This is a genomic window from Cellulomonas aerilata, from assembly GCF_007991755.1.
Lineage (GTDB): Bacteria > Actinomycetota > Actinomycetes > Actinomycetales > Cellulomonadaceae > Pengzhenrongella > Pengzhenrongella aerilata.
Genome location: NZ_BJYY01000018.1, coordinates 182750 through 204199 on the forward strand (window position 1 = coordinate 182750; position 21450 = coordinate 204199).

A 21450-nucleotide genomic window follows, 5' to 3' on the forward strand; every position below is an offset into this window, starting at 1 on the left:
GGGAGCGGAGCGCGCGCGTCGGGGCCGGTCCCTCAGCCCACGCCCTCCGCGGCGAGCGCGTCCGTGAGCAGCCCGACCAGGGCCTCGAGCTGCACGGTCGTGGACGGCGAGACGTCCTCCTCCTCCGCTCCGTCCAGCGCTCGGGCGGCCAGCCCGGACTTGCTGTCGATCAGCTTCGCGATCCGGGCGTCGACGGTCTGGGCGGCGATGATCCGCCACGCGGTGACGGGCTCGGTCTGGCCGATCCGGTGGATCCGGTCGATGGCCTGGGTCTGCTCCGCGTCGGTCCAGGACAGCTCGGCCAGGACAAGGTTCGACGCGACCTGCAGGTTCAGCCCCACACCCGCGGCCATGAGGGAGCACACCACGATCGACACGTCCGGGTCGCCGGTGAAGGCCGCGATGTTCTTCTCGCGGGCCTTGGGCGTCTGGTCGCCGCGGATGGACGCGTAGCGGATGCCCCGGTCCGCGAAGGTCTGCTCGGCCTGGTCCATCACGTCGACGTGCTTGGCGAAGAACACCACCTTGCCGACGTTGCGGGCGAGCTGGGCGGCGTAGTCCGCGGCCAGCCCGGCCTTGGCCTGGCCGATCCGCCGGACCACCGTGAACACGTTCTCGCCACCGGCGTTCGAGGTCGAGTCCTTGAGCTCGGCCGCGGCCACCCGGCGCGCGAGCTCGTGGTCGATCCCGTCCACGACGGCGTCGTCACGCGCCTCCAGGGCTGACCGGTACCGCGAGACGAGCCGGCGGGCGAGCGCGACCTCCGCGGCGCGGATCGAGCGGCCGGCGGCGCCCTCGAGCTCGACCGGAAGGTCCGCCACCCGGCGGGCGGGGATGTCGGCCACCACGTCGACCTTGCGGCGGCGCACGATGCCCATGTCGATCACGCAGGTACGCGCGGCGGCGTAGAACCCCAGGTCGGCCGGGGTCAGCCCGGTCGCCTCGAGCGCGGCCTGCAGCGCACCCAGCGGCTGTGTGTCGTCGATCCAGCCGAGGAACTGCCAGATCGCCCGGAAGTCCTCGATGTCGTTGATCAGCGGGGTGCCGGTGAGCGCCATCAGCAGCGGCCGGCCGGCGCGGGCGCGGATCCGCTCCGAGAGCGCCAGGACGTGCTGCGAGCGCTGGGAGGTCTTGTTCTTGATGAAGTGGGCCTCGTCGACGACCATGCCGCGGAAGCCGAGGTCGCCGAGCCAGCCGACGTGCCGGTCCAGCAGCTCGTAGTTGACGATCACGACGTCGGCGAACCCGTCGACGCGTTCGCCGTCGCCGTGGACGACCGTGGACCGCCGCTGGGGCGTCCACAGCCCGACCTCGTTGGCCCAGTTCGCCTTGACGACGTTGGGCGCCACGACGAGCAGCGGGTAGGCGTCGGCCGCCTGGGCGGCGAGCAGGGCCTGCGCGGTCTTGCCGAGACCGGGCTCGTCCGCGAGCAGGAACGTCCGGTGGCCGGCCGCCGTCGCCGCGACGACCTGCGCCTGGTGCGGCATCAGCTCCCGCCCGTGGGGGGCGGTCCTGGACCGTGCCTCGGGCAGCGGCATGCAGGCGGGCGCTCCGGTGGCGGCGTGCTCGAAGGACCGGAAGAGAGGCTCCAGCAGCTCCCAGCCGGCCAGTCGTCGCGTGCGCGGAGCGGCCCGCTCCGCGGCGGCCTCGAAGTCCGGGGCGAGGAACGGGTTCGCGAGCTGGCGGGAGATGACCGACCGCGGGACCACCCGGGCCTCGGCGCCGGGCGCCGGTGCGGCAGGCGCGGCGGGCTCCGGCTCCTCGGGCGGCTCCAGCCCGCCCGCGCGCATCACGGTCGCCTTGAAGGCCCGCGCCGCGTCGGAGACCCGGGCGTCCTCGGCGAGCAGCGCGAGCAGCGAGGTGTCCCGGGCCGCGGTCCTGGCCAGCATCGTCGCGACCCCGTCGAGCCGCTTGAGCTCCTGGGTGCGCCGCGACGCGCTCGGGCCGCCGTCGGCCATCAACCGGGCTCGCTCCTCGCGCACCAGGAGTGCCACGACCTGGAACTTCGTGCGGACCGCCGGCCGCGTCGGCGGGCGCTGCACCGCGCTGTCCACCTCGCGGGCGAGCTCGGCGAGCACGGGGATGATCCCCTGCTCGGCGGCACGCGGGGCCCGGGCGCGCTGAGCGCCGCGGTCGGTGCGCGGGGCACCGGCGCCACGTCGGCCTGGTCGTGCCACATCTCCTCCTTCTGAGCAGCTCCACCGAGGTCGGCGCAGCGCTGTCGTGCCACGGTCGCCCACGACCCGTCGAGCGCCGGGCACCGGCCCGGTGCCGCAGCCACTCCCGGGCGGGGACGTGGGACCAGGCGCCGATCACGCCCGGCGTCGCCGTGCGATCCCGGTGGACGGCGCGTGCTCGCCGCCGTGACGACCGCCGGGCGTCCGGGGCACCTCGCAGCGGGGGCCCGGTCGTGACGCCGGAGGCACCGCGTACCGCACACGCTATCGGGCCGACCGCCCCCGGTCCTGCGGCGACCCAGCCTCTCACGCGACGGTCGGCCGGCACGACGACGGCACGCCCGGGGACGTTCCCTTGACAGGCAAGCGATCACTTGCATCAGACTGGGCGCGTGGACGACGACGCCGACCTCTTCAGGGCGATCGGCGACGCCACGCGACGCATGATCCTCGACGAGCTGACCGACAGGGACGGCCAGACGCTGTTCGAGATCTGCGGCCGACTGGCCATGAAGCACGGCGTGGCCTCCACCCGCCAGGCCATCTCCCAGCACCTCGTGGTGCTCGAGGAGGCGGGCCTGGTGCACACGCGGCGGCAGGGCCGCTACAAGCTCCACCACCTCGACACGAGCCCGCTGCGCTCGGTCGTCGACCGGTGGCCCGTCGAACGAGAGGGACCGAACCCGTGATCCGCATCAACCTCACCAGCGTGCTCGTGGACGACCAGGCCAAGGCGCTCGCCTTCTACACCGAGAAGCTGGGGTTCGTCACGAAGACCGACGTGCCCACCGGCGACGCTCGCTGGCTCACCGTGGTGTCCCCCGCCGCCCCGGACGGCGTCGAGCTCCTGCTGGAGCCGGACGGCCACCCGGCGGCCGGCACGTTCAAGAGGGCGCTCGCGGCGGACGGCATCCCCTTCACGCAGTTCGCCGTCGACGACGTGCACGCCGAGGTGGAGCGCCTCAAGGGGCTGGGCGTGCAGTTCACCCAGGACGCGACGGACCTGGGTCCGGTGGTCACCGCCGTCTTCGACGACACCTGCGGCAACCTCATCCAGATCGCCGCCCTGAAGTGATCGCCGGCCCGCGCCCGGGGCGGGCCCGCGGGTCTACCGCCCGGTGCCCGGTCGCCGGCCGGCCAGGACCGCGGCGCGGGCGCCGGTCAGGACGAGGTCGGCGTTGATCGCCGCACCCGCCATGACGCCCTGGGCCGCCGAGGCACCGACCATGGCGGTGAGGTCGCCGACGTTGCCCGCGGCCCACACCCCGGGCAGCTCGGTCGCGCCCGCAGGGTCCCTGGTGATGTGCCGTCCCATCGGGTTCTCGGTCAGCGTGCCACCCAGCTGCTCGTAGAGGTCGCCCCGGGCGACGAACGTCGGCTGCACGGCCACGGCGTCGACCGGGACGGCGGACCCGTCGGCGAGGACGACGGCGCGCAGGCGGTCGCCGTCGCGGGACAGCTCGCGGACGCGCCCCCTGACCACGCGGACACCGAGCGCCGCCAGCTGCTCACGGCCCTCGTCGTCGGGCTCCGGGACGTCGTGGAGGAAGAGCGTGACATCCGGGCTGAGCTGGCGCAGGAGCAGGGTCTGGTGCAGGACGTTCGGGCTCGTGCCGAGCACGCCGATGCGACGACCGCGCACCTCGTAGCCGTGGCAGTACGGGCAGTGCAGCACGTGGCTGCCCCACAGCTCGCGGACACCCGGGACGTCGGGGAGCTCGTCCACCAGTCCGGTCGCCAGCAGCAGCCGCCGGGCGGTCACCGTGTCGCCGTCGGCCAGCGTGAGCGTGAAGCCGTCGGCGGTGCGGCGCGCCGTTGTCACGCGGCCGGGTCGGACCTGCGCGCCGTAGGACAGCGCCTCCCGGCGCCCCGCCTCGAGCAGCTCGAGCGGTGGGACGCCCTCCCGCCCGAGCAGGTTGTGCGCGCCCTCGGCGGGCGCGTTGCGGGGCCGGCCCGCGTCGATCACGAGGACGTCGCGCAGTGAGCGGGCGAGGGTCACCGCGGCGCTGAGCCCGGCCGCTCCCCCGCCGACGACGACGACGTCGTGACGGTGCTGGTGGGACGGGCCGGGTGCGGCGGCGCGCAGGTCGGCGGGGGTGGTCAGGGACGACATGGTGGGGCTCCTTCGACGGGCAGGGGTGGGGCCGGTGGGCGGCGGGCTCTCAGGGACGGCGCGCGACCCAGGCGGTGCGGCTGCCACGCACGGTCAGCCGGGCAGCGGTGAGCGGGGCGTCCGGGCCGTGATCGGCCAGCACGCGGTCCAGGATGGCCAGGTCCTGCGCCGCGAGGACGCCGGTGAGCGCGGGGCGCCGGTGGCGCAGGGCCGCGCGGGCGTACTCCTCGACCCGCGGGTCCCCGGGTGCGGCGGTGACGGGGAACCGGCGCCTGGCGACGACGTCGAGCCCGGCTGCCTCGAGGGCGGGCGCCCAGTCCGGGACGGCGTTCCAGCCGGCAGCGGCGAGGGCGGCGTGGCAGCGGGACTCCAGGCCCGGGCGGCCCCCGCCGACGTCGTCCGGCAGCAGGTGGGGCAGGGAGTCCATCTCGACGACCACCGCGACCCCGTCGGGACGCAGGGCGTCGTGGACGGCGCGGAGCACCCGGGCGGGGTCGGCGACCTCGTGCAGGGAGCTCGAGGCCCACACGACGTCGGCGGGACCGACGTCGGGCCAGTCCGCGTCCAGGTCGGCGGGGACGATGCGGAGGCGGCCGGTCAGGCCGTGGGCGCGGCCTGTGGCGGTGAGGCGGTCGATCATCGCCGGCGACCGTTCGAGGGCCACGACCTGCGCGTCGGTGAAGCGCTCCGCGAGCGCCACCGAGCCGGCGCCGGTCCCTGCGCCGAGGTCGAGGACCGTCCGGACGTCGGTGACGTGCTCCGCGGTCCACGCGGTGACCGCCGGCAGGTAGGCGCCGAGGACCTGGGCGTCGAGGTCGAGCAGGTCGGGGAGGCCTCGCAGGTGGGCCTCGTGGTCGGTGCCGGCGTGGGCGTGGTGGTCGTGGTGCGGCATGGTGCCAGGGTAGGCAGCGCTTGTCGCACAAGCATAGGATCTTGCGTATGACGCAAGAACTCGACCTCGATGCGGTGATCCGGCAGCGGATCCGTGGGCTGCGGCTCGCCCGCGGCTGGTCGCTCGACGCCCTCGCCGCCCGCTGCTACCTCAGCCCCTCGACCCTGAGCCGGATCGAGACCGGCCACCGGCGCATCGCGCTCGACCAGCTGGTGCCCATCGCCCGCGCCCTCGACACCACCCTGGACCACCTCGTCGAGGCGGTCGCGGACGACGACGTCGTCATCCGCCCCGAGCCCCGGCACGAGGCGGGGGTCACGACCTGGCTGATGTCCCGCGAGAGCACCGTGCGCGGGGTGACCGTCGCCAAGATGCGGTTCTCCCCCGAGCACCCGTCCGGACCGGACCGCCAGGGCGTGCACCCCGGGCGCGAGTGGTTCACGGTGCTGTCCGGGACGATCCGGCTGTACCTGGGCGACCGCGTGATGCTGGTCGAGGCCGGCGACGCCGCCGAGTTCTCCACGATGGTCCCGCACTCGCTGGGTGCGGCGGGCGGGCCGGCGGAGATCCTGACGATCTTCGACCAGGACGGGGAGCGGGCCCACGTGCCGGCGCCGGGGCGGGGCGCCGCGGCCGAGGGCGTGCCGGAGCCCGCGGCACCGGGGACGCCGGCCTGATCGACGTCCTGCCCGACCGGGTCGCCCGGCGGTGGCCCGCGCGGACCAGGCCGCCGGAGACGGCGCCGGTCAGGCCGGACGCGGCGCCGGCGCCGCGGTCGACTGCCGGACCACGACCGTCGTGGCGAGCTCGATGCGCGACGCGGGCCGGACACCGGCCCGCGCGAGCTCCACGACCATGCGCGTCGCCTCACGGGCCATGTCGGCGAGCGGCTGACGCACGGTGGTCAGCTGCGGCGAGACCCACTGGCAGAGCTCGACGTCGTCGAACCCGACGACGGACAGGTCGTCCGGGATGCGCAGGCCCAGCGCCCGGGCGGCCTGGTAGACGCCGTAGGCCTGCTCGTCCGAGCCGCTGATGATCGCCGTCGGGCGGTCCGCCAGGGCGAGCAGGTCGGCCCCGTGGCGTAGGCCGCCGCTGACGAGCGAGTCGCCGTTGCGGACGAGCGCCGGGTCGTGGGCCAGGCCGGCTCGCAGCAGGGCGGCCCGGTAGCCGTCGAGCCGGTCCCGGTGGCACTCCTGCTCGGCGGGCCCGGTGATGAACCCGATGCGGCGGTGGCCGAGCTCGAGCAGGTGCTGGGTGGCGTCCCGCCCGCCGGCCCAGTCCGTGGCCACCACGGTGGCGAGCGGGGCGGACCCGCTGCGCACGGGGTCCACCAGCACGACCGGGGTGCGCAGGCGCTCCAGCTCCTGACGCCCGGCGTCGAGGAGCTCCGAGACGACCAGGACGACGCCGTCCGACCCGCGCTGGGCCAGGTGCTCGACCCAGTCGGGCGTCCCGACCGGCTTGCCGTGCGTCGTGGTGACGACGAGGTCGAGCCCGAGCCGCGCCGCCTCCGCCTGGGCACCACGCAGCAGCGCGGTCGCCCACTGGGTGTCGAGGTCGCTGATGACGAAGTCGACGAGGCCGCTGCTGGCACGCGGTCGGCCACGGCGCTCGTACCCGCGCTCCTCCAGGAGCTGCTCGACCTGCTCGCGCGTCGACGAGGAAACGCCCGGTCGGCCGTTCAGGACCTTGGACACGGTCGGCACGGACACCCCCGCCGCCGTGGCGATCTCCGCGATGGTCACGCCACGACTGGCCACCGATCCCCCTTCACCTCCGGACCGTTGACGTGCCGCCACGGTGCGCCTATCTTAACCGCCTAGAAAGTTGCGCGGAAAGTTGCTTGCGGACTTTCCTTCCGTCCGCCTCGTCGGCGGGCGGCCGGCTCTGGGCCGGGCATCCCGGGGGCTCACGCGGTCGACGCCGTCCGCGCGGACCCTCGCCAGAGCAGACGTGGGCCGGCACCGGAGCGGGCCCGCGTGCGGTCGGCGGCAGCCGCCGACCGGTGACAGCACGAGCCCGTACGCGGGCGGAATGGAGCACCATGCGGACGTCGACGACACCCCGCCCCCGGCTGATGGCCACGGCCGCCGTGGCCGGTCTCGCTCTCCTCGGCCTGAGCGCGTGCTCCGGCGGCGGCCAGGAGGCAGCGGCCCCCACCGGAGGCGCGGACTCCGGCGACCTCACCTGGTGGGGATGGACCCCGGACGCCGTGAACGCGGAGAAGCTGATCGCGGCCTTCAACGAGGAGTACCCCGACATCGCGGTCACCTTCGTCTCCAAGCCGATCGACTCCTACGACTCGGTCCTCGGCCCGGCCATCACGTCCAGCGACGGCCCCGACGTGTTCAACGTCGCCCCCGGCTCGGCCAACGGTGGTGTCGACACCTTCGGCGCCGGCGCCCTCGACCTGACCCCCGCGGTCGCGGCGGCCCTGGGCGACGACTGGAAGGACAAGCTCGCCCCGGCCGGCGTCGAGCCGCTCACGGTCGACGACAAGCTCGTCGGGGTCTCGGCGGGCGCGGTCTACTCCGGCGGCCTGTGGGTCAACCAGGACCTCTTCGACCAGTACGGCCTGACTGCACCCACCGACCTGGACGAGTGGAAGCAGGTGTGCGCGACGCTCGAGGTCAACGGCGTCACCTGCTTCGTCCAGGGTGCGGGCCAGCACGCGTTCGACATGGACACCTTCGAGGCGGTCATGGAGAACGTCGAGCCCGGCCTGTACGTCGACGCCAGCGAGGGCGAGGTCCCGTACACCGACGAGCGCTTCGTCCAGGGGATGGAGATCTGGAAGTCGCTGTTCGACGAGGGGATCATGCAGGAGGGCGCGATCGGCCTGCAGCAGTACCCCGACGCGAACAACCAGTTCATGTCCGGCAAGGCCGCCATGGTCATGATGGGCACCTGGTACACGCAGTACGCCGTCAAGGACAGCATGGTGGCCGCCATGGAGGCGGCCGGCGTCGCCGACCCGACCCCGTTCGCGATCACGCCGGCCGACTTCCCGGACCTCGCGGGCACCGGTGACACCGGCTCGCTGTTCGGCGACGCCGACTACGGCCTTGCCGTCAGCGGGAAGACCGACCAGCCCGACGCCGCGACGACGTTCGCGCTGTGGCTCGGCACGAGCGAGGCGGGTCAGCAGGCCGTCGCCAACACGCTGAACAACGTCCCGGCGCTCAAGGGCGTCACGCCGCAGTGGGAGCAGATCGACCTGGTGGACCCGGCGCGCCAGCTCGAGCCGCTGCAGGAGTACACCGAGCGGGCCGGCCAGGCGACCGAGCCCCGCTTCGCCTCGGTCAGCTCGGACCTCAACTCCGCGTTCGAGGACGTCCTGATCGGGGTCGCCTCCGACGACATGACCATCGACGAGGCCCTCGGCGCCCTGCAGGCCGTGCAGGACGAGGAGAAGTGACCCCCGCCCTCGCCGCGGTGCCCGGGGCACGGTGCCCGGGCACCGCGGCGGGGACCCGACCTCAGCAAGGGACACACCGATGAGCACCACTGCAGCAGCACGGCAGACCCCGGGGCGCTCCGCCCCGGTGCCGGGCCGGGCCGACGACGGCGCGGTCACGCGACGTCGCGGCGTGCGGCAGGCCTCGGGCCTGCCGTGGATCCTCCCGGCCGTCGTCCTGGTGATCGGCCTGGTCTACTTCTCGATCGGCTACACCGGGTACGTCTCCACGCTCGACTGGAACGGCTTCATCCTCTCGCCGTCCGAGCCGGTCGGCGGGGCCAACTACACCGAGATGGTCGGCGACCCGGTGTTCTGGCGGTCGCTGTGGCACACGGCCTACTTCTTCGTCATCACCTTCACGGTGCAGACGGTCCTGGGCTTCGTGTTCGCGGCGCTCATGCACTCCAAGCTCCGCTTCGGGACGCTGTTCAAGGTCGTCGTGTTCGTCCCGACCGTGCTCGCCCCGGCGATCATGGCGCCGGTGTTCCGGCAGATCTTCGACGCCGACGGCCAGCTCAACCGGCTGCTGGACGCCGTCGGGCTCGACGCGGTCTCCCGGCCGTGGCTCGCCGACGCGACCACCGCGATGGGCGTGGTCATGGTCGTCACCGTCTGGCAGTGGACCGGCCTGACGTTCATCCTGTTCTTCGCCGCGATGAGCCAGGTCGACCCCGAGGTCATGGAGGCCGCGCGGATCGACGGCGCCGGCAACATCCGGGCGCTGCGCTCCATCGTGTGGCCGATGGTCCGCGGCACCACCGCGGCCCTGGCGCTGCTGGGCCTCATCGGCGCCCTCAAGACGTTCGACGTGCCGTACCTGGTGACCAAGGGCGGTCCCAACCACGGCACCGAGTTCCTGGGCACGTACATCTACCAGGTCATGGTCGCGGAGAAGCACTTCGGGTACGCGGCGGCGATCTCCGTCGCGCTCCTGGTCCTCGCCATCACCGGCGGCGTGCTCATGAGCATCCGCAACCGCCGCGCCGAGAGGAGCTGAGCCATGTTCGAGGCACGCACCACCCGGGACCGGATCGGGCTGCACGTGCTCGCGGTCGTCCTGGCCCTGCCGTTCCTGGCCCCGCTGGTCGTCATGGTGTCGGGCTCCTTCGCCGGACGCGGCTGGAGCAACTACGAGAAGGTCTTCGCCACCGGCGTCGTCGGCACCTACTTCCGCAACAGCCTCATCATCGCCGTGTCGACGATCGCCCTGGTGTACGTCGTCACGATGCTCGCGGCGTTCGGCTTCGCCAAGCTGCGCATCGCCGGCAAGGAGGTCTGGTTCTGGCTGCTGCTCGCGGCGCTGACCATGCCCGAGGCGGTCCTGCTGACCCCGCTGTTCGTGACGGCGTCGACCTTCGACCTCTACAACGAGCACATCGCGGTCATCCTGCCGCTGGCCGCCCTGCAGGTGCCGTTCACGGTCCTGCTGGCGCGCAGCTTCTTCCAGGGGATCCCGTCGGAGCTCATGGAGGCCGGACGCGTGGACGGCGCGTCGATCCTGCAGGTCTTCTGGCGCATCGTGATGCCGCTCACCCGGCCCATCGCCGCGGCGATCGTCGTGCTGACGCTCATCTCCGCGTGGAACGCCTACCTGCTGCCGCTGCTCATGCTCAACGACCCGGACCGGCAGGTCGTCACGCTGCTGCCGTCCTTCTTCACCAGCCAGTACACGAACGACCAGACCGGCGTCCTGGCCGCGGCCGTCATCACGGCGGTGCCGCAGATCATCGCGTACCTGTCGCTGCAGAAGTACTTCGAGCGCGGCCTCGCGGCCGGTGCGCTCAAGTGACCGCCGCCCCCAGGACGTCCCACCCCATCGAAGGGAACACCCCCGTGCAGGGACCCGTGCAGTTCGTCGTCATCGGCAGCGGCTGGCGCTCCGAGTTCTTCCTCCGGCTGGCGCAGGCGGCCCCCGAGCAGCTGCAGGTGGTGGCCGTCGTGGCGCGCCGCCCGAGCGAGGCCGAGCGCCTGAGCGCCCGGTGGGGCGTCCGGACGGTCGGCACCGTCGACGAGGCACTGGCCCTGCGCCCGGAGTTCGTCGTCCCCGCGGTGTCCTGGCCGGCCATGCCGGTCGTGACGCGCGAGCTCGTCGCCGCCGGGGTCAAGGTCCTCGCCGAGACGCCGCCGGCGCCGGACCTCGACGGCCTGCGGTCGCTGTGGGAGGAGGTCGGCTCGTCCGGCCTGGTCCAGGTGGCCGAGCAGTACACCCGGATGCCCGGCCACGCGGCGCGGCTGGCGGTCGTGGGCGACGGCGTCATCGGCGCCCCTACCAGCGTCGAGGTCGCCTCCACGCACCTGTACCACGCGGTGTCGCTCGTCCGCGGCTACCTCGGGGTCGACATGGCCGAGACCGTGGTCGACGCCCGGACGTTCGTCGCGCCGCTCGCGGACCCGCTCAGCTTCCACGGGTGGGTGCCGGACGCCCAGCCCGAGCCGCGCACGACGACGGTCGCCACCCTGGACTTCGGCGACGGCCGGATGGGGCTCTACGACTTCGTCGACAACCAGTGGTGGAACCCGCTGCGCGCGCGGCGCGTCGTCGTCCGCGGCTCGCTCGGCGAGATCGTCGACGACGAGGTCACGCGGCTGACGCCCGAGGGCCCGATCACCTCACCGGTCGTCTACCGCCGCACCGGGGTCGACATGAACCTCGAGGGCAACGACGTGGTGCACGCGTCGTTCGACGGCCGGGTCGTGTGGCGCAACGCGTGGGTCGGCACCCGCTTCTCCGAGGACGACCTCGCCGTCGCCGACCACCTCGTCGCCACCGGTGCCTGGGCCCGGGACGAGGCCCCGGGCCCGTACCCGCTCGCGCAGGCGTGCCAGGACCACGCGATCGGCCTGGCGATCGAGGAGTCGGCGCGGACCCGCACCGACGTGCGCGTGGCCAAGGAGCCGTGGGCGGCCGGCGCGTGAGCCCACCGCAGGGTCGGACCCGGCCGGACGGCCGCAGCATCACCACCACCACCACATCGAGCAGGGGACAGACCGACATGGGACAGCTGGACGGCGCGCTGGCAGTGGTGACCGGGGGGTCGCAGGGCATCGGCCGGGCGATCGCGGCGCGGTTCGTCGCCGAGGGCGCGGACGTCGTCCTCACCGGACGACGCAAGGACGTCCTCGACGAGGCGGTCGCGGAGCTCGGGCCGCGGGTCACCGGCGTGCCGGGCGACGCCTCCTCGCTGGAGGACCTGGACGCGCTGATGGACGCGGTCCGCGCCACCGGCCGGCCGGTGGACGTGCTGGTCGCCAACGCCGGCGGCGGCAGCGAGGCGCCCCTGGCGGAGATGACCCCGGACCTGTTCGACGGCGTCACGGACCTGAACATCCGCGGCACCTTCTTCACCGTGCAGAAGGCCCTCCCGCTGCTGGCCGACGGCGCCCGCGTGGTGCTCGTCTCCTCGATCTCGGGCAGCAACGGCGACCGGAACCACGCCACCTACAACGCGAGCAAGGCCGCCGTGCGGTCCTTCGCCCGCACCATGACCAACGACCTGCGCGAGCGCAGCATCCGGGTCAACGCGCTCAGCCCGGGGCCGACCATGTCGGTCGGGTTCTCCGACTTCGTCGGCGGCGAGGAGAGCATCCGGCGCATCGCCGAGGCGGTGCCGGTCGGACGCATCGGCCGCCCCGAGGAGGTCGCCGCCGCCGCGCTGTTCCTGGCCTCCCAGGAGAGCAGCTTCGTCGCGGGCGCCGAGCTCGTCGTCGACGGCGGCATGAGCCAGGTCTGAGCCCGACGGGGCGGGCGACGGCCCCCTCGGCCGTCGCCCGCCTCCCCCTCCCCTGCGCGCCCCATCCGCGCCACCCACCGGCGCCACCCACCGGCGCCACCCATCCGCGCCACCGACCCGAGAGAGACCCCCCATGCAGAACCGCGTCCCCCTGACCGGGATGATCCAGATCGCCGTCGTCGTCGAGGACATCGAGCGTGCGCTCGACCACTGGTGCGAGCTCCTCGGGGTCGACCGCCCCGAGGTGCGCGTCAGCAGCGCCGAGCCCAACCCCGACGAGACCTACCGCGGCGAGGTCGCTGCGTACAGCCTCAAGCTCGCCGTGATCGAGTGCCCGGAGCGCGGGTTCGTCCTGGAGGTGCAGGAGCCCGACCAGAACCCCTCGACGTTCCGGGAGTTCCTCAAGGCCCACGGCCCCGGCGTGCACCACATCGGCTTCGCCGTCGGCGACGCCCGGGACGCCGTCGTCTCCGAGCTGGAGACCATGGGGTACGAGATGCGCACCGTGGGCTTCTACCCCGGCGGCAGCTGGACCATCGTGGACGGCGAGGACCGCCTCGGGGTCAACCTCAACATCAAGCCGCACGTGTGACCGCTGATCTGCCCGTCGTCGACACCCACGTGCACTTCTGGGACCGGCGACGCACGGACCTGGAGTACGGGTGGCTCGACGGCGACGGCGCCGAGGCGACCCTCGGCGACCTCGACGGGCTGCGCGCGGTGCGGTACTCCGTCCCCGAGTTGCGGGCCGACACCCGGATGCACGGGGTGACCCAGGTGGTGCACATGAGCGCGGCGACGTCCGGGCACCTGGCCGAGACGCGGTGGCTGCAGGGCCTGGGCGACGAGACCGGGTGGCCCGACGCGATCGTGGCCGGCGTTGACCTGGCGGCGCCCGACGCCGCCGCGACGCTCGACCGCCACCGCGAGCACGACCGGCTGCGCGGCGTCCGGGACATGCGCGACGGGTCGGTCCTGGGCGACCCGGCGTTCCGCCGCGGGTACGCACGGCTCGCCGGCACCGGCCTGGTGCTCTGCCACTCGGTGGGCGTCGACCACGTCGCGGCCGCCGTCGCGCTCGTGCGCGCGGTGCCCGACGTCGTCCTGTGCGTGGACCAGAGCGGCATGCCGGAGTCGCGCAGCCCGGAGTACCTGCGCACGTGGAGGGCTGCCCTGGGCACGCTCGCCGCGGAGCCGAACGTGGTCGTCAAGATCTCCAGCCTCGGCGTGCACGACCACGACTGGACCCCCGCGAGCCGGCGGCCCTGGATCCGGGCGCTGGTCGACGCCTTCGGGCCCGACCGGTGCCTGTACGGCTCCAACTGGCCGGTCGAGCGGCTGTACAGCGGCTACGGCGACGCGCTGGGCGTGTTCCGGGCGGCGATCGGCGACCTCTCCGGGGCGGAGCAGGCGGCCGTCCTGGCCGGCAACGCCCGGCGCGTGTTCCGCCTCGAGCCGGTCCCCGCCGGACCCTGACCGTCCGCGGACCGTTCCCCGGTCCGTCCCCCGGTCCGCGACCACGCACGACGCGTGCGAACCTTGTCCCCGGCGACGGCGCCGGGGACCGACACCGACACCGAAGGAGCAGACAGTGAAGGCAGCGGTCCTGCGCGAGCCCGGGCAGCCGATGACCATCGAGGACGTCGAGCTCGACGAGCCGCGCGCCGGAGAGGTCCTGGTCCGGGTGCAGGCGGCCGGCGTCTGCCACAGCGACCTGCACTACATGACGGGCGACCTGCCCACGCGCCTGCCGATCGTCCTCGGCCACGAGGGCGCCGGGGTGGTCGAGGCCGTCGGGGCGGGCGTCACCCGGGTCGCGCCCGGTGACCAGGTCGTCCTCATGTGGCGCCCCCGCTGCGGCCACTGCGCGTTCTGCTCGTCGGGCCGTCCGGCCCTGTGCACGTCGGCCAAGCGGCAGGTCTCCACCGGCGGCCTGCTGGACGGGACGAGCCGGCTGTCCGCCGGCGGCGACACCGTCCACCACTTCCTGGGCGTGTCGTGCTTCGCCGAACGTGCGGTCCTCGCCCAGGAGTCCGTCATCCGGATCCCGGACGGCACCCCGCCGGCCGTCGCCGCGCTGATCGGGTGCGCGGTGGTGACGGGGGTCGGGGCGGTCCTCAACGTGCTGGGCGCCGGCGCGGGCCGCAGCGTGCTCGTCATGGGCGCCGGCGGCGTCGGCCTGTCGACCGTCATGGGCGCCGACCTGGTCGGCGCGTACCCGGTCGTGGTGGCCGACGTCGCCCCGGACAAGCTGGACCTGGCCCGTCGCCTCGGCGCGACGCACACGATCACCGTGGGCGACGGCGCCGTCGACGAGGCGGTGCGGGCGATCTGCCCGGACGGCGTGGACTGGGCGTTCGACGCCGTCGGCAAGGCCGAGACGGTGCAAGCCGCGATGGCGAGCCTGCGCACGGGCGGCACGACGGTCGCCATCGGGCTCGGCCGCGCCGGTGCGACCGTCGCCATCCCGCTCAACGACCTCGTCCAGCGCGAGAAGCGGCTGGTCGGCAGCCTGTACGGCTCCTCGAACACGGTGAGCCAGGTCCCCCGGCTGCTCGAGATGTACGCCGCGGGCCGGCTGGACCTGGACGCCCTGCTCGGCCGGACCTACCCGCTCGAGCGGATCAACGACGCCTACGACGCCCTGGTGGCCGGAGCGGTCGGTCGCGCCGTCATCCTCCCGGGGGCCGCCGCATGAGCGCGCCCGCGACGACGACGGACGCCGGGTTCGCGACGTACCCGAGCCTGCGTGAGCGGCCGGTGTTCGTGACCGGCGGGGCGACCGGGATCGGCGCCGAGCTCGTGGCGCAGCTGGCGCACCAGGGCGCCCGCGTCGCCTTCGTCGACCTGGACGAGGCGGCCGGCGCCGCACTGGCTGCCGGGCTCGAGGCGGCGACCGGGCGCGCGCCCTGGTTCGGCCGCTGCGACGTCGGTGACGTCGGTGCGCTGCAGTCCGCGCTGCGCACCGCCGCGGACGCCCTCGGGCCGATCGAGGCGCTGGTGAACAACGCCGCCAACGACGAGCGGCACGCCGTCGGGGACGTGACGGTCGACTACTGGGACGAGAAGCTCGCCGTCAACCTGCGCGCGCACTTCTTCGCCGCCCAGGCGGTCGCCCCGGGCATGGCCGCCGCCGGGCGGGGCTCGGTCATCAACATGGGCTCGATCATCTGGCACGCCAAGTTCGCCCGGAGCAGCGGGTACGCGACCGCCAAGGCGGGTATCGAGGGCCTGACCCGCTCGCTCGCCCGCGACCTCGGCCCGGACGGCATCCGGGTCAACTGCGTCGTCCCCGGCTGGGTGATGACCGACCGGCAGCTGCGGGACTGGGTGACGCCGGAGGCGGAGCGCGAGATCGAGCGCTCGCAGTGCCTGCCGCAACGCCTGCAGCCCGCCGACGTCGCCCGGCTCGTGCTGTGGCTCGCGGCGGACGACTCCACGATGTGCACGGCTCAACGATGGGTGGTCGACGGTGGCTGGATCTGACATGACCGAGAACGAGCGCACGCCCGCGTCGGCCGGGCCCGAGGTGCCCCCCGTGCCGGCGGGGACGGGGCCCGGCTCGTCCGGGGCGGGTGCCCCGCAGGGACCCGCGGCGGGTGAGCACGACGCGGTGCAGGAGGCGCAGGACCGTGCCGCGGGCCGACCCCGACGGCGCAGCCAGGCCTGGTTCGGCGCGAGCGGGCGCGGCGGGATGCTCTACCGCTCGTGGCTGCGCACGCAGGGCACGGGGCCGGAGGTGTTCGACGGCCGCCCGGTCATCGGGATCGCCACCACGTGGTCCGAGCTGAACCCGTGCAACGCCCACCTGGACAAGGTGGCCGAGGCGGTCAAGCGCGGCGTGTGGCAGGCCGGCGGCTTCCCGCTGGTGTTCCCCGTGGTGTCCACCGGCGAGACGCTCATCCGGCCCACGGCCATGCTTTACCGCAACATGATCGCCATGTCGGCCGAGGAGCTGATCCGGGCCAACCCGCTGGACGGCGTGGTGCTGCTGGGCGGGTGCGACAAGACCACGCCCGGCCTGCTCATGGGGGCGGCGAGCGTCGACCTGCCGGCGATCATGGTGACCGGCGGGCCGCAGCTCAACGGCAAGTTCCGTGGGCAGGACGTCGGCTCGGGCACGCACCTGTGGAAGTTCGAGGCCGAGATGGCGGCCGGGCGCATGACGGAGGCCGACTGCCACGTCGCCGAGGGCTGCATGGCCCGGTCCGCCGGGCACTGCATGACCATGGGGACGGCCTCGACCATGGCGAGCGTCGCCGAGGCGCTCGGGATGCAGCTTTCGGGCTCCGCGAGCTGGCCGGCCGTGGACGCCCGCCGCTACGAGATCGCGCAGGCGGCCGGGCAGCGGATCGTCACGATGGTCGACGAGGACCTGCGCCCCAGCCAGATCATGACGCGGGAGGCGTTCGAGAACGCGATCCGCACGGTCGCGGCCATCGGCGGGTCGACCAACGCGATCATCCACCTGCTGGCGATCGCGGGTCGGGTGGGCGTGCCGTTGGAGCTGGAGGACTTCGACCGGCTGGCCTCGGTAGTGCCGACCATCGTCGACCTGCTGCCCAGCGGCCGGTTCCTCATGGAGGACTTCTGCTACGCCGGCGGACTGCCCGTGGTGCTGCGCGAGCTGTCCGTCGCGGGCCTGCTGAACGACGACGCGCTCACCGTCAGCGGGCAGAGCATCGCCAAGGACGTGGCCGCCGCCGAGTGCTGGAACCGCGACGTCATCCGCACCATCGCCGAGCCGCTGCAGGAGGCCGGCAGCACCGCGGTGCTGCGCGGCAACCTGGCCCCCGGCGGGGCGGTCGTCAAGCAGTCCGCCGCGTCCCCGCACCTGCTGGTGCACCGGGGGCGAGCGGTGGTGTTCGACTCCCCGGAGGAGTACCACCACCAGGTCGACGACCTGGACCTGTCCCCCGACGACGTCATCGTCGTGCGGGGTGCCGGGCCCAAGGGGTACCCCGGCATGCCGGAGGTCGCCAACGTCCCGCTGCCGACCAAGCTGCTCAAGGCCGGCGTCACCGACATGGTCCGCATCTCCGACGGCCGGATGAGCGGGACCGCCTTCGGCACCGTGATCCTGCACGTCACGCCGGAGGCGGCGCTCGGCGGACCGCTCGGGCTGGTGCGGACCGGCGACGAGATCGTCCTCGACGTGCCGGGCCGTAGCCTCTCGGTGGACCTGCCCGACGACGAGCTCGAGCGGCGCCGTGCCGAGTGGCAGGCGCCGGTCCGCGAGTCCGAGAGCGGCTACGTCTGGCTGTACCGCGAGTTCGTCCAGGGCGCCGACCAGGGCGCGGACCTGTCCTTCCTGCGGGGCTCGCGCGGGTCCGCCGTACCGCGCGACTCGCACTGACCCCCAGGCACATCCGATGCACGGCCCGACTGACGTGGTGAAGGAGTCCCGGCGATGACCGTGGTGGAGAGCATCGACCCCCGCACCGGCGAGGCGGTCGAGGAGGTGGCGCCGGAGTCCTCGGCGGACGACGTCGCCCGGGCGTGCGCGGCGGCGGCGGACGCAGCGCCGGCGCTGGACGCCCTGGGCCGCGACGGCCGGGCCCGCATGCTGCGGCTCATGGCCGACGCGCTGGAGGAGGACCGCGAAGTGCTCGTCGAGGTCACCGACCGGGAGACCGCCCTCGGGGCGACCCGCCTGAACGGCGAGCTGACGCGCACGACGTACCAGCTGCGGTTCTTCGCCGAGGTGCTCGACGACGGCGGCTACCTCGAGGCGACGATCGACCACGCGGGCATCACCGCGATGGGTCCCCGGCCCGACCTGCGCCGGATGCTGCGGCCCCTGGGACCGGTCGGCGTCTTCGGCGCCAGCAACTTCCCGTTCGCGTTCTCGGTCTCCGGCGGGGACACGGCGTCCGCGCTGGCGGCCGGCTGCCCCGTGGTGGTGAAGGCGCACGAGTCGCACCCCGCGTCCTCGGCCCGTCAGCTCGCTGCGCTGCAGCGCGGCGCCGAGGCGGCCGGCGCACCGTCCGCGACGGTCGCCGCGGTGTTCGGCCGCGACGCGGGGGTCGGCGTCGTGGAGGACCCGCGCATCACCGCCGTCGGCTTCACGGGGTCCGTCGCCGGGGGGCGGGCCCTGCACGACCGGGCGTCGATGCGCTCCCGGCCGATCCCGTTCTACGGGGAGCTCGGCGCGCTCAACGCGCTCACCGTGACCCCGGCGGCGGCCCGGGATCGGGCGGGGGCGATCGGCGACGGGCTGGCCGCGTCGTTCACGCTGGGCGTCGGCCAGTTCTGCACCAAGCCCGGACTGGCGCTGGTGCCGTCGGGGCCGGACGGCGACACGCTCGTCGCCGCCCTGACGGACCGGGTGCGTGGGACCACCGCGGCGGTGATGCTCAACCAGCGCACCCGCGAGGGGTTCGCGTCCGGCACGCAGGAGCTGCGCGGCTCCCCCGGCGTCCGCGTGCTCGTGGGGTCCCCGGTGGACCCGACGGCCGCCGCCGTCTCCCCCGTCCTGCTCGAGGCCGACGCCGGGCAGGTGTCGCAGGCGATGCTCGAGGAGTGCTTCGGCCCGGTCCTGGTCGTCGCGCGCTACTCCACCCGCGACGAGCTGTTCGCCACCCTGAGCGCCGTCGGGCCCGCCCTGACCGCGACCGTGCACAGCGGCGACGACGACGAGCTGGCCGCACCGCTGCTCGACCACCTGTCCGCCCGGACCGGGCGGGTCGTGTGGAACGGCTACCCGACCGGTGTCGCGGTGAGCTGGGCCATGCACCACGGCGGCGTCTACCCGGCGACGACCAGCCCGCTGCACACCTCCGTCGGGGCCGGCGCCATCCGCCGCTGGCTGCGCCCGGTCAGCCTGCAGGACGTCCCGGCGCACCTGCTGCCCGCCGAGCTCCGTGAGGACTTCACCGGCATCCCGCGCCGGGTCGACGGGGTCCTCGTGGTGTGAGCCGCCGGCTCCCCCGGCCCCGGCCCGACGTCAGCCGGCGAACGCCGGGACCGGGGCGCCGCGCACGCCGACGTCCGCCACGAACACCGCGCCGGCGCCCGGCTCGGCGTCCTCCAGGCCGAGCCGCGACGTCGTCACGAACAGCCGGTCGCGGTCCGGACCGCCGAACGCGCAGGCCGTCACCTGCCGGGCCGGCAGCTCCACCACCGCGTCCAGCCGGCCGTCGGCGGTGTAGCGGTGCACCGCCCCGCCCTGCCACAGCGCGACCCAGATGCCGCCCTCGGCGTCCAGGGCCAGCCCGTCCGGCATGCCGTGCCCGGGGTCGACGTCGACCAGCGGCCGCCGGTCCGACAGGGTCGCGGTGGCCACGTCGTAGTCGAACGTGTCGACCCGCCCGGTCCCGGTGTCGACGTAGACGCACCTCGAGCCGTCCGGGCTCCACGCGATCCCGTTGGAGATCGTCAGCCCGTCCAGCACGCGGGTCACCGTCCCGTCCGGGTCGAACCGGAACAGCGAGCCCCGACCCGGCGACTCGTCGTAGGCCATGGAGCCGCAGAAGAAGCGGCCGGCCGGGTCGCAGCCGCCGTCGTTCATCCGCACGCCGGGATCGGAGAAGGCCTCGTGGACCGGGCCGACGCGGCCGTCGGCGTCGACGAGCGCGAACCCGCGCTCGACGGCGACCACCATCCCGCCGCTCGCGCGCGGCCGGAACGCCGCCGCCACGTCGCCGACGTGCGACCGGGTCACGGCGCCGGTCGGCTCCAGCGTCAGGACGTCCCCGGCCAGCATGTCGACCCAGCGCAGGACACCCGCCGCCGCGTCCCAGACCGGCCCCTCGCCGTGCCCGGCGACGGCGTCGGTCAGCGCCTGAGCCCTCACCGGCCGCCCTCACCCTCGGGGCGCAGCGCCGCGAAGGCCTTCTCCGCCGCGTGGTAGCCCTCCACGAGCCGGTCCAGGACGGCGTCGGTGGCCGGGTCGGGGGCGGTCTGGTCCGGGTGCGCGGCACGCCACGCGAGCATGCGCCGCACCGCCCGGTGGAACGTCAGCGCCGGCACGTACGAGGGCACGTACCGCCGGATCTTGGTGTTGTCGAAGACGGCGCTGTGGGACAGGTCCCCGACGATGAGCTCCGTCCAGAACCAGTCCGGGGCGCCGACCGTCAGCAGGTCGGACGGGACGTGCACCAGCCGCGGCTCGACCCCGAGAGCCTGGGCGATGGCCGTGTAGATCCCGTCCCAGGTGTGGACGTCGTCGGACGTGATGTGGAACGCCTCGCCGACCGCCCGCGGGTTGCCGAGCAGCCCCACCAGGCCCTGCGCGAGGTCGTCGGCGTGGGTCAGCGTCCACAGCGACGTCCCGTCCCCGTGCACGACGACCTCGTCACCGCGCGCGATCCGGTCCACCACGGTCCAGCCGCCGGGCAGCGGGGGGTTGGCGTCGTCGTACGTGTGCGACGGGCGGACGACGGTCAGCGGGAAGCCCCGCTCGGCGTGCGCGCGCAGCAGCGCACGCTCGGCGTCGAGCTTGTCGCGCGAGTACGCCGTGAAGCGGTTGTGCAGCTGCGTGGACTCCACGATCGGCCACTGGAGCACCGGCTTGCCGTACACGGAGGCCGAGCTGATGTGGACGTACTGGGCGGTCCGGCCGGTGAAGACCTCGACCATGCGCTCCGCGTCCTCGGCGGTGTAGGAGAGGAAGTTAACCACGGCGTCGAAGCGGCGGTCCCCCAGGGCCTCGGCGAGGCTCGCCGGGTCGGTGACGTCACCGTGCAGCCACGTGACGTCGTCCGGCAGGTCGCGGTCGTTGGTGTTGTGCCCACGGTTCAGCACGGCCACGCGCATGCCGGCCGCGACGGAGCGGCGCACGCACGACGCGCTGATCGTCCCCGTGCCGCCGAGGTACAGGACGTCCAGGGGCGCGGGGTCGACCCCGGCCGCGGCGGGGACGGCGACGTCGGGTGCGGGCGCAGAAGGTGGTGTGGACATCGTCTCTCCGTGGTCGTCGCGCGGGCGGGTCGCCGCGCGTAGGGACGAGTCTGCGGACTCGGGCCCCTCCGGCGCGCGGCGAGACGGTACCGCCGCCGGCTGAGCCCGGTCCCCCACGCACGCGCCGCCCACCGCGCGGCCGGCGACCGGCCGACCGACGCGCGACGGGGGAC

Annotated in this window: 20 protein-coding genes; 14 read left to right on the forward strand and 6 right to left on the reverse strand. The window is 74.2% G+C overall.

What is annotated here, in order from left to right:
- Positions 1-32: 32 nt before the first annotated feature.
- Positions 33-2177: a DEAD/DEAH box helicase gene (locus CAE01nite_RS14880; protein ID WP_146906129.1), complete on the reverse strand. Its 2145-nt coding sequence runs from the start codon at positions 2175-2177 to the stop codon at positions 33-35.
- 392 nt (positions 2178-2569) lie between these two features.
- Between CAE01nite_RS14880 and CAE01nite_RS14885 the strand changes: the two genes are divergently transcribed.
- Together CAE01nite_RS14885 and CAE01nite_RS14890 are read left to right on the forward strand one after the other, a co-directional pair.
- Positions 2570-2866 (forward strand): ArsR/SmtB family transcription factor, encoded by a 297-nt coding sequence (locus CAE01nite_RS14885; RefSeq protein WP_146906131.1) that lies wholly within the window; start codon positions 2570-2572, stop codon positions 2864-2866.
- Positions 2866-3252: a VOC family protein gene (locus CAE01nite_RS14890; protein WP_186816614.1), complete on the forward strand. Its 387-nt coding sequence runs from the start codon at positions 2866-2868 to the stop codon at positions 3250-3252. Before CAE01nite_RS14885 ends, CAE01nite_RS14890 begins: the two co-directional genes overlap by 1 nt.
- Positions 3253-3285: 33 nt before the next feature.
- Here CAE01nite_RS14890 and CAE01nite_RS14895 read toward each other — a convergent pair whose 3' ends face one another.
- Both CAE01nite_RS14895 and CAE01nite_RS14900 read right to left on the reverse strand, forming a co-directional pair.
- Positions 3286-4290, reverse strand: a complete 1005-nt coding sequence (locus CAE01nite_RS14895) for an NAD(P)/FAD-dependent oxidoreductase (protein WP_146906135.1) — start codon at positions 4288-4290, stop codon at positions 3286-3288.
- Positions 4291-4339: 49 nt separating this feature from the next.
- Positions 4340-5182, reverse strand: coding sequence for a class I SAM-dependent methyltransferase (locus tag CAE01nite_RS14900; protein ID WP_146906136.1), 843 nt, complete (start codon positions 5180-5182; stop codon positions 4340-4342).
- Positions 5183-5229: 47 nt separating this feature from the next.
- Here CAE01nite_RS14900 and CAE01nite_RS14905 point away from each other — a divergent pair, with 47 nt between their 5' ends.
- On the forward strand, positions 5230-5859 hold the full coding sequence (locus tag CAE01nite_RS14905; protein WP_146906138.1) for a helix-turn-helix domain-containing protein: 630 nt from the start codon (positions 5230-5232) through the stop codon (positions 5857-5859).
- A 69-nt stretch (positions 5860-5928) separates the two neighbouring features.
- Here CAE01nite_RS14905 and CAE01nite_RS14910 read toward each other — a convergent pair whose 3' ends face one another.
- The gene (locus tag CAE01nite_RS14910) at positions 5929-6930 is read right to left on the reverse strand and encodes a LacI family DNA-binding transcriptional regulator (protein ID WP_246131238.1); all 1002 of its coding nucleotides are present in this window, start codon (positions 6928-6930) and stop codon (positions 5929-5931) included.
- Positions 6931-7229: 299 nt separating this feature from the next.
- On the opposite strand from CAE01nite_RS14910, the gene CAE01nite_RS14915 reads away from it, so the two are divergent.
- The 11 genes from CAE01nite_RS14915 (at position 7230) to CAE01nite_RS14965 (ending at position 19292) form a co-directional block, all read left to right on the forward strand.
- Positions 7230-8603, forward strand: coding sequence for an ABC transporter substrate-binding protein (locus CAE01nite_RS14915; protein WP_146906142.1), 1374 nt, complete (start codon positions 7230-7232; stop codon positions 8601-8603).
- A 79-nt stretch (positions 8604-8682) separates the two neighbouring features.
- Positions 8683-9642 carry a carbohydrate ABC transporter permease gene (locus CAE01nite_RS14920; RefSeq protein ID WP_146906144.1) on the forward strand — a complete coding sequence of 320 codons (960 nt, stop codon included), beginning with the start codon at positions 8683-8685 and terminating at the stop codon, positions 9640-9642.
- A 3-nt stretch (positions 9643-9645) separates the two neighbouring features.
- Complete coding sequence (locus CAE01nite_RS14925) at positions 9646-10434, forward strand: carbohydrate ABC transporter permease (protein ID WP_146906146.1); 789 nt, start codon at positions 9646-9648, stop codon at positions 10432-10434.
- A gap of 44 nt (positions 10435-10478) precedes the next feature.
- Positions 10479-11561: a Gfo/Idh/MocA family protein gene (locus CAE01nite_RS14930; protein ID WP_146906148.1), complete on the forward strand. Its 1083-nt coding sequence runs from the start codon at positions 10479-10481 to the stop codon at positions 11559-11561.
- Between the two features lie 77 nt (positions 11562-11638).
- Positions 11639-12376, forward strand: a complete 738-nt coding sequence (locus tag CAE01nite_RS14935) for an SDR family NAD(P)-dependent oxidoreductase (RefSeq protein WP_146906150.1) — start codon at positions 11639-11641, stop codon at positions 12374-12376.
- A 133-nt stretch (positions 12377-12509) separates the two neighbouring features.
- The gene (locus CAE01nite_RS14940; RefSeq protein WP_146906152.1) at positions 12510-12968 is read left to right on the forward strand and encodes a VOC family protein; all 459 of its coding nucleotides are present in this window, start codon (positions 12510-12512) and stop codon (positions 12966-12968) included.
- On the forward strand, positions 12965-13852 hold the full coding sequence (locus CAE01nite_RS14945) for an amidohydrolase family protein (RefSeq protein ID WP_186816608.1): 888 nt from the start codon (positions 12965-12967) through the stop codon (positions 13850-13852). Before CAE01nite_RS14940 ends, CAE01nite_RS14945 begins: the two co-directional genes overlap by 4 nt.
- A gap of 115 nt (positions 13853-13967) precedes the next feature.
- On the forward strand, positions 13968-15074 hold the full coding sequence (locus tag CAE01nite_RS14950) for a zinc-binding dehydrogenase (protein ID WP_246131239.1): 1107 nt from the start codon (positions 13968-13970) through the stop codon (positions 15072-15074).
- The gene (locus tag CAE01nite_RS14955; RefSeq protein ID WP_146906156.1) at positions 15071-15862 is read left to right on the forward strand and encodes an SDR family NAD(P)-dependent oxidoreductase; all 792 of its coding nucleotides are present in this window, start codon (positions 15071-15073) and stop codon (positions 15860-15862) included. Before CAE01nite_RS14950 ends, CAE01nite_RS14955 begins: the two co-directional genes overlap by 4 nt.
- A gap of 1 nt (position 15863) precedes the next feature.
- Entirely contained in the window at positions 15864-17732 is a 1869-nt protein-coding gene (locus CAE01nite_RS14960; RefSeq protein WP_146906158.1) for an IlvD/Edd family dehydratase, read from the forward strand.
- A gap of 54 nt (positions 17733-17786) precedes the next feature.
- On the forward strand, positions 17787-19292 hold the full coding sequence (locus CAE01nite_RS14965; protein WP_146906160.1) for an aldehyde dehydrogenase (NADP(+)): 1506 nt from the start codon (positions 17787-17789) through the stop codon (positions 19290-19292).
- Positions 19293-19322: 30 nt separating this feature from the next.
- On the opposite strand, the gene CAE01nite_RS14970 is transcribed toward CAE01nite_RS14965, so the two are convergent.
- Together CAE01nite_RS14970 and CAE01nite_RS14975 are read right to left on the reverse strand one after the other, a co-directional pair.
- Positions 19323-20171, reverse strand: coding sequence for an SMP-30/gluconolactonase/LRE family protein (locus CAE01nite_RS14970; protein ID WP_146906162.1), 849 nt, complete (start codon positions 20169-20171; stop codon positions 19323-19325).
- A complete protein-coding gene (locus CAE01nite_RS14975; protein ID WP_146906164.1) occupies positions 20168-21277 on the reverse strand; it encodes an NAD-dependent epimerase/dehydratase family protein in 1110 nt (369 codons plus the stop codon). The genes CAE01nite_RS14970 and CAE01nite_RS14975 overlap by 4 nt, the downstream gene beginning before the upstream one ends.
- Between the last annotated feature and the right edge of the window lie 173 nt (positions 21278-21450).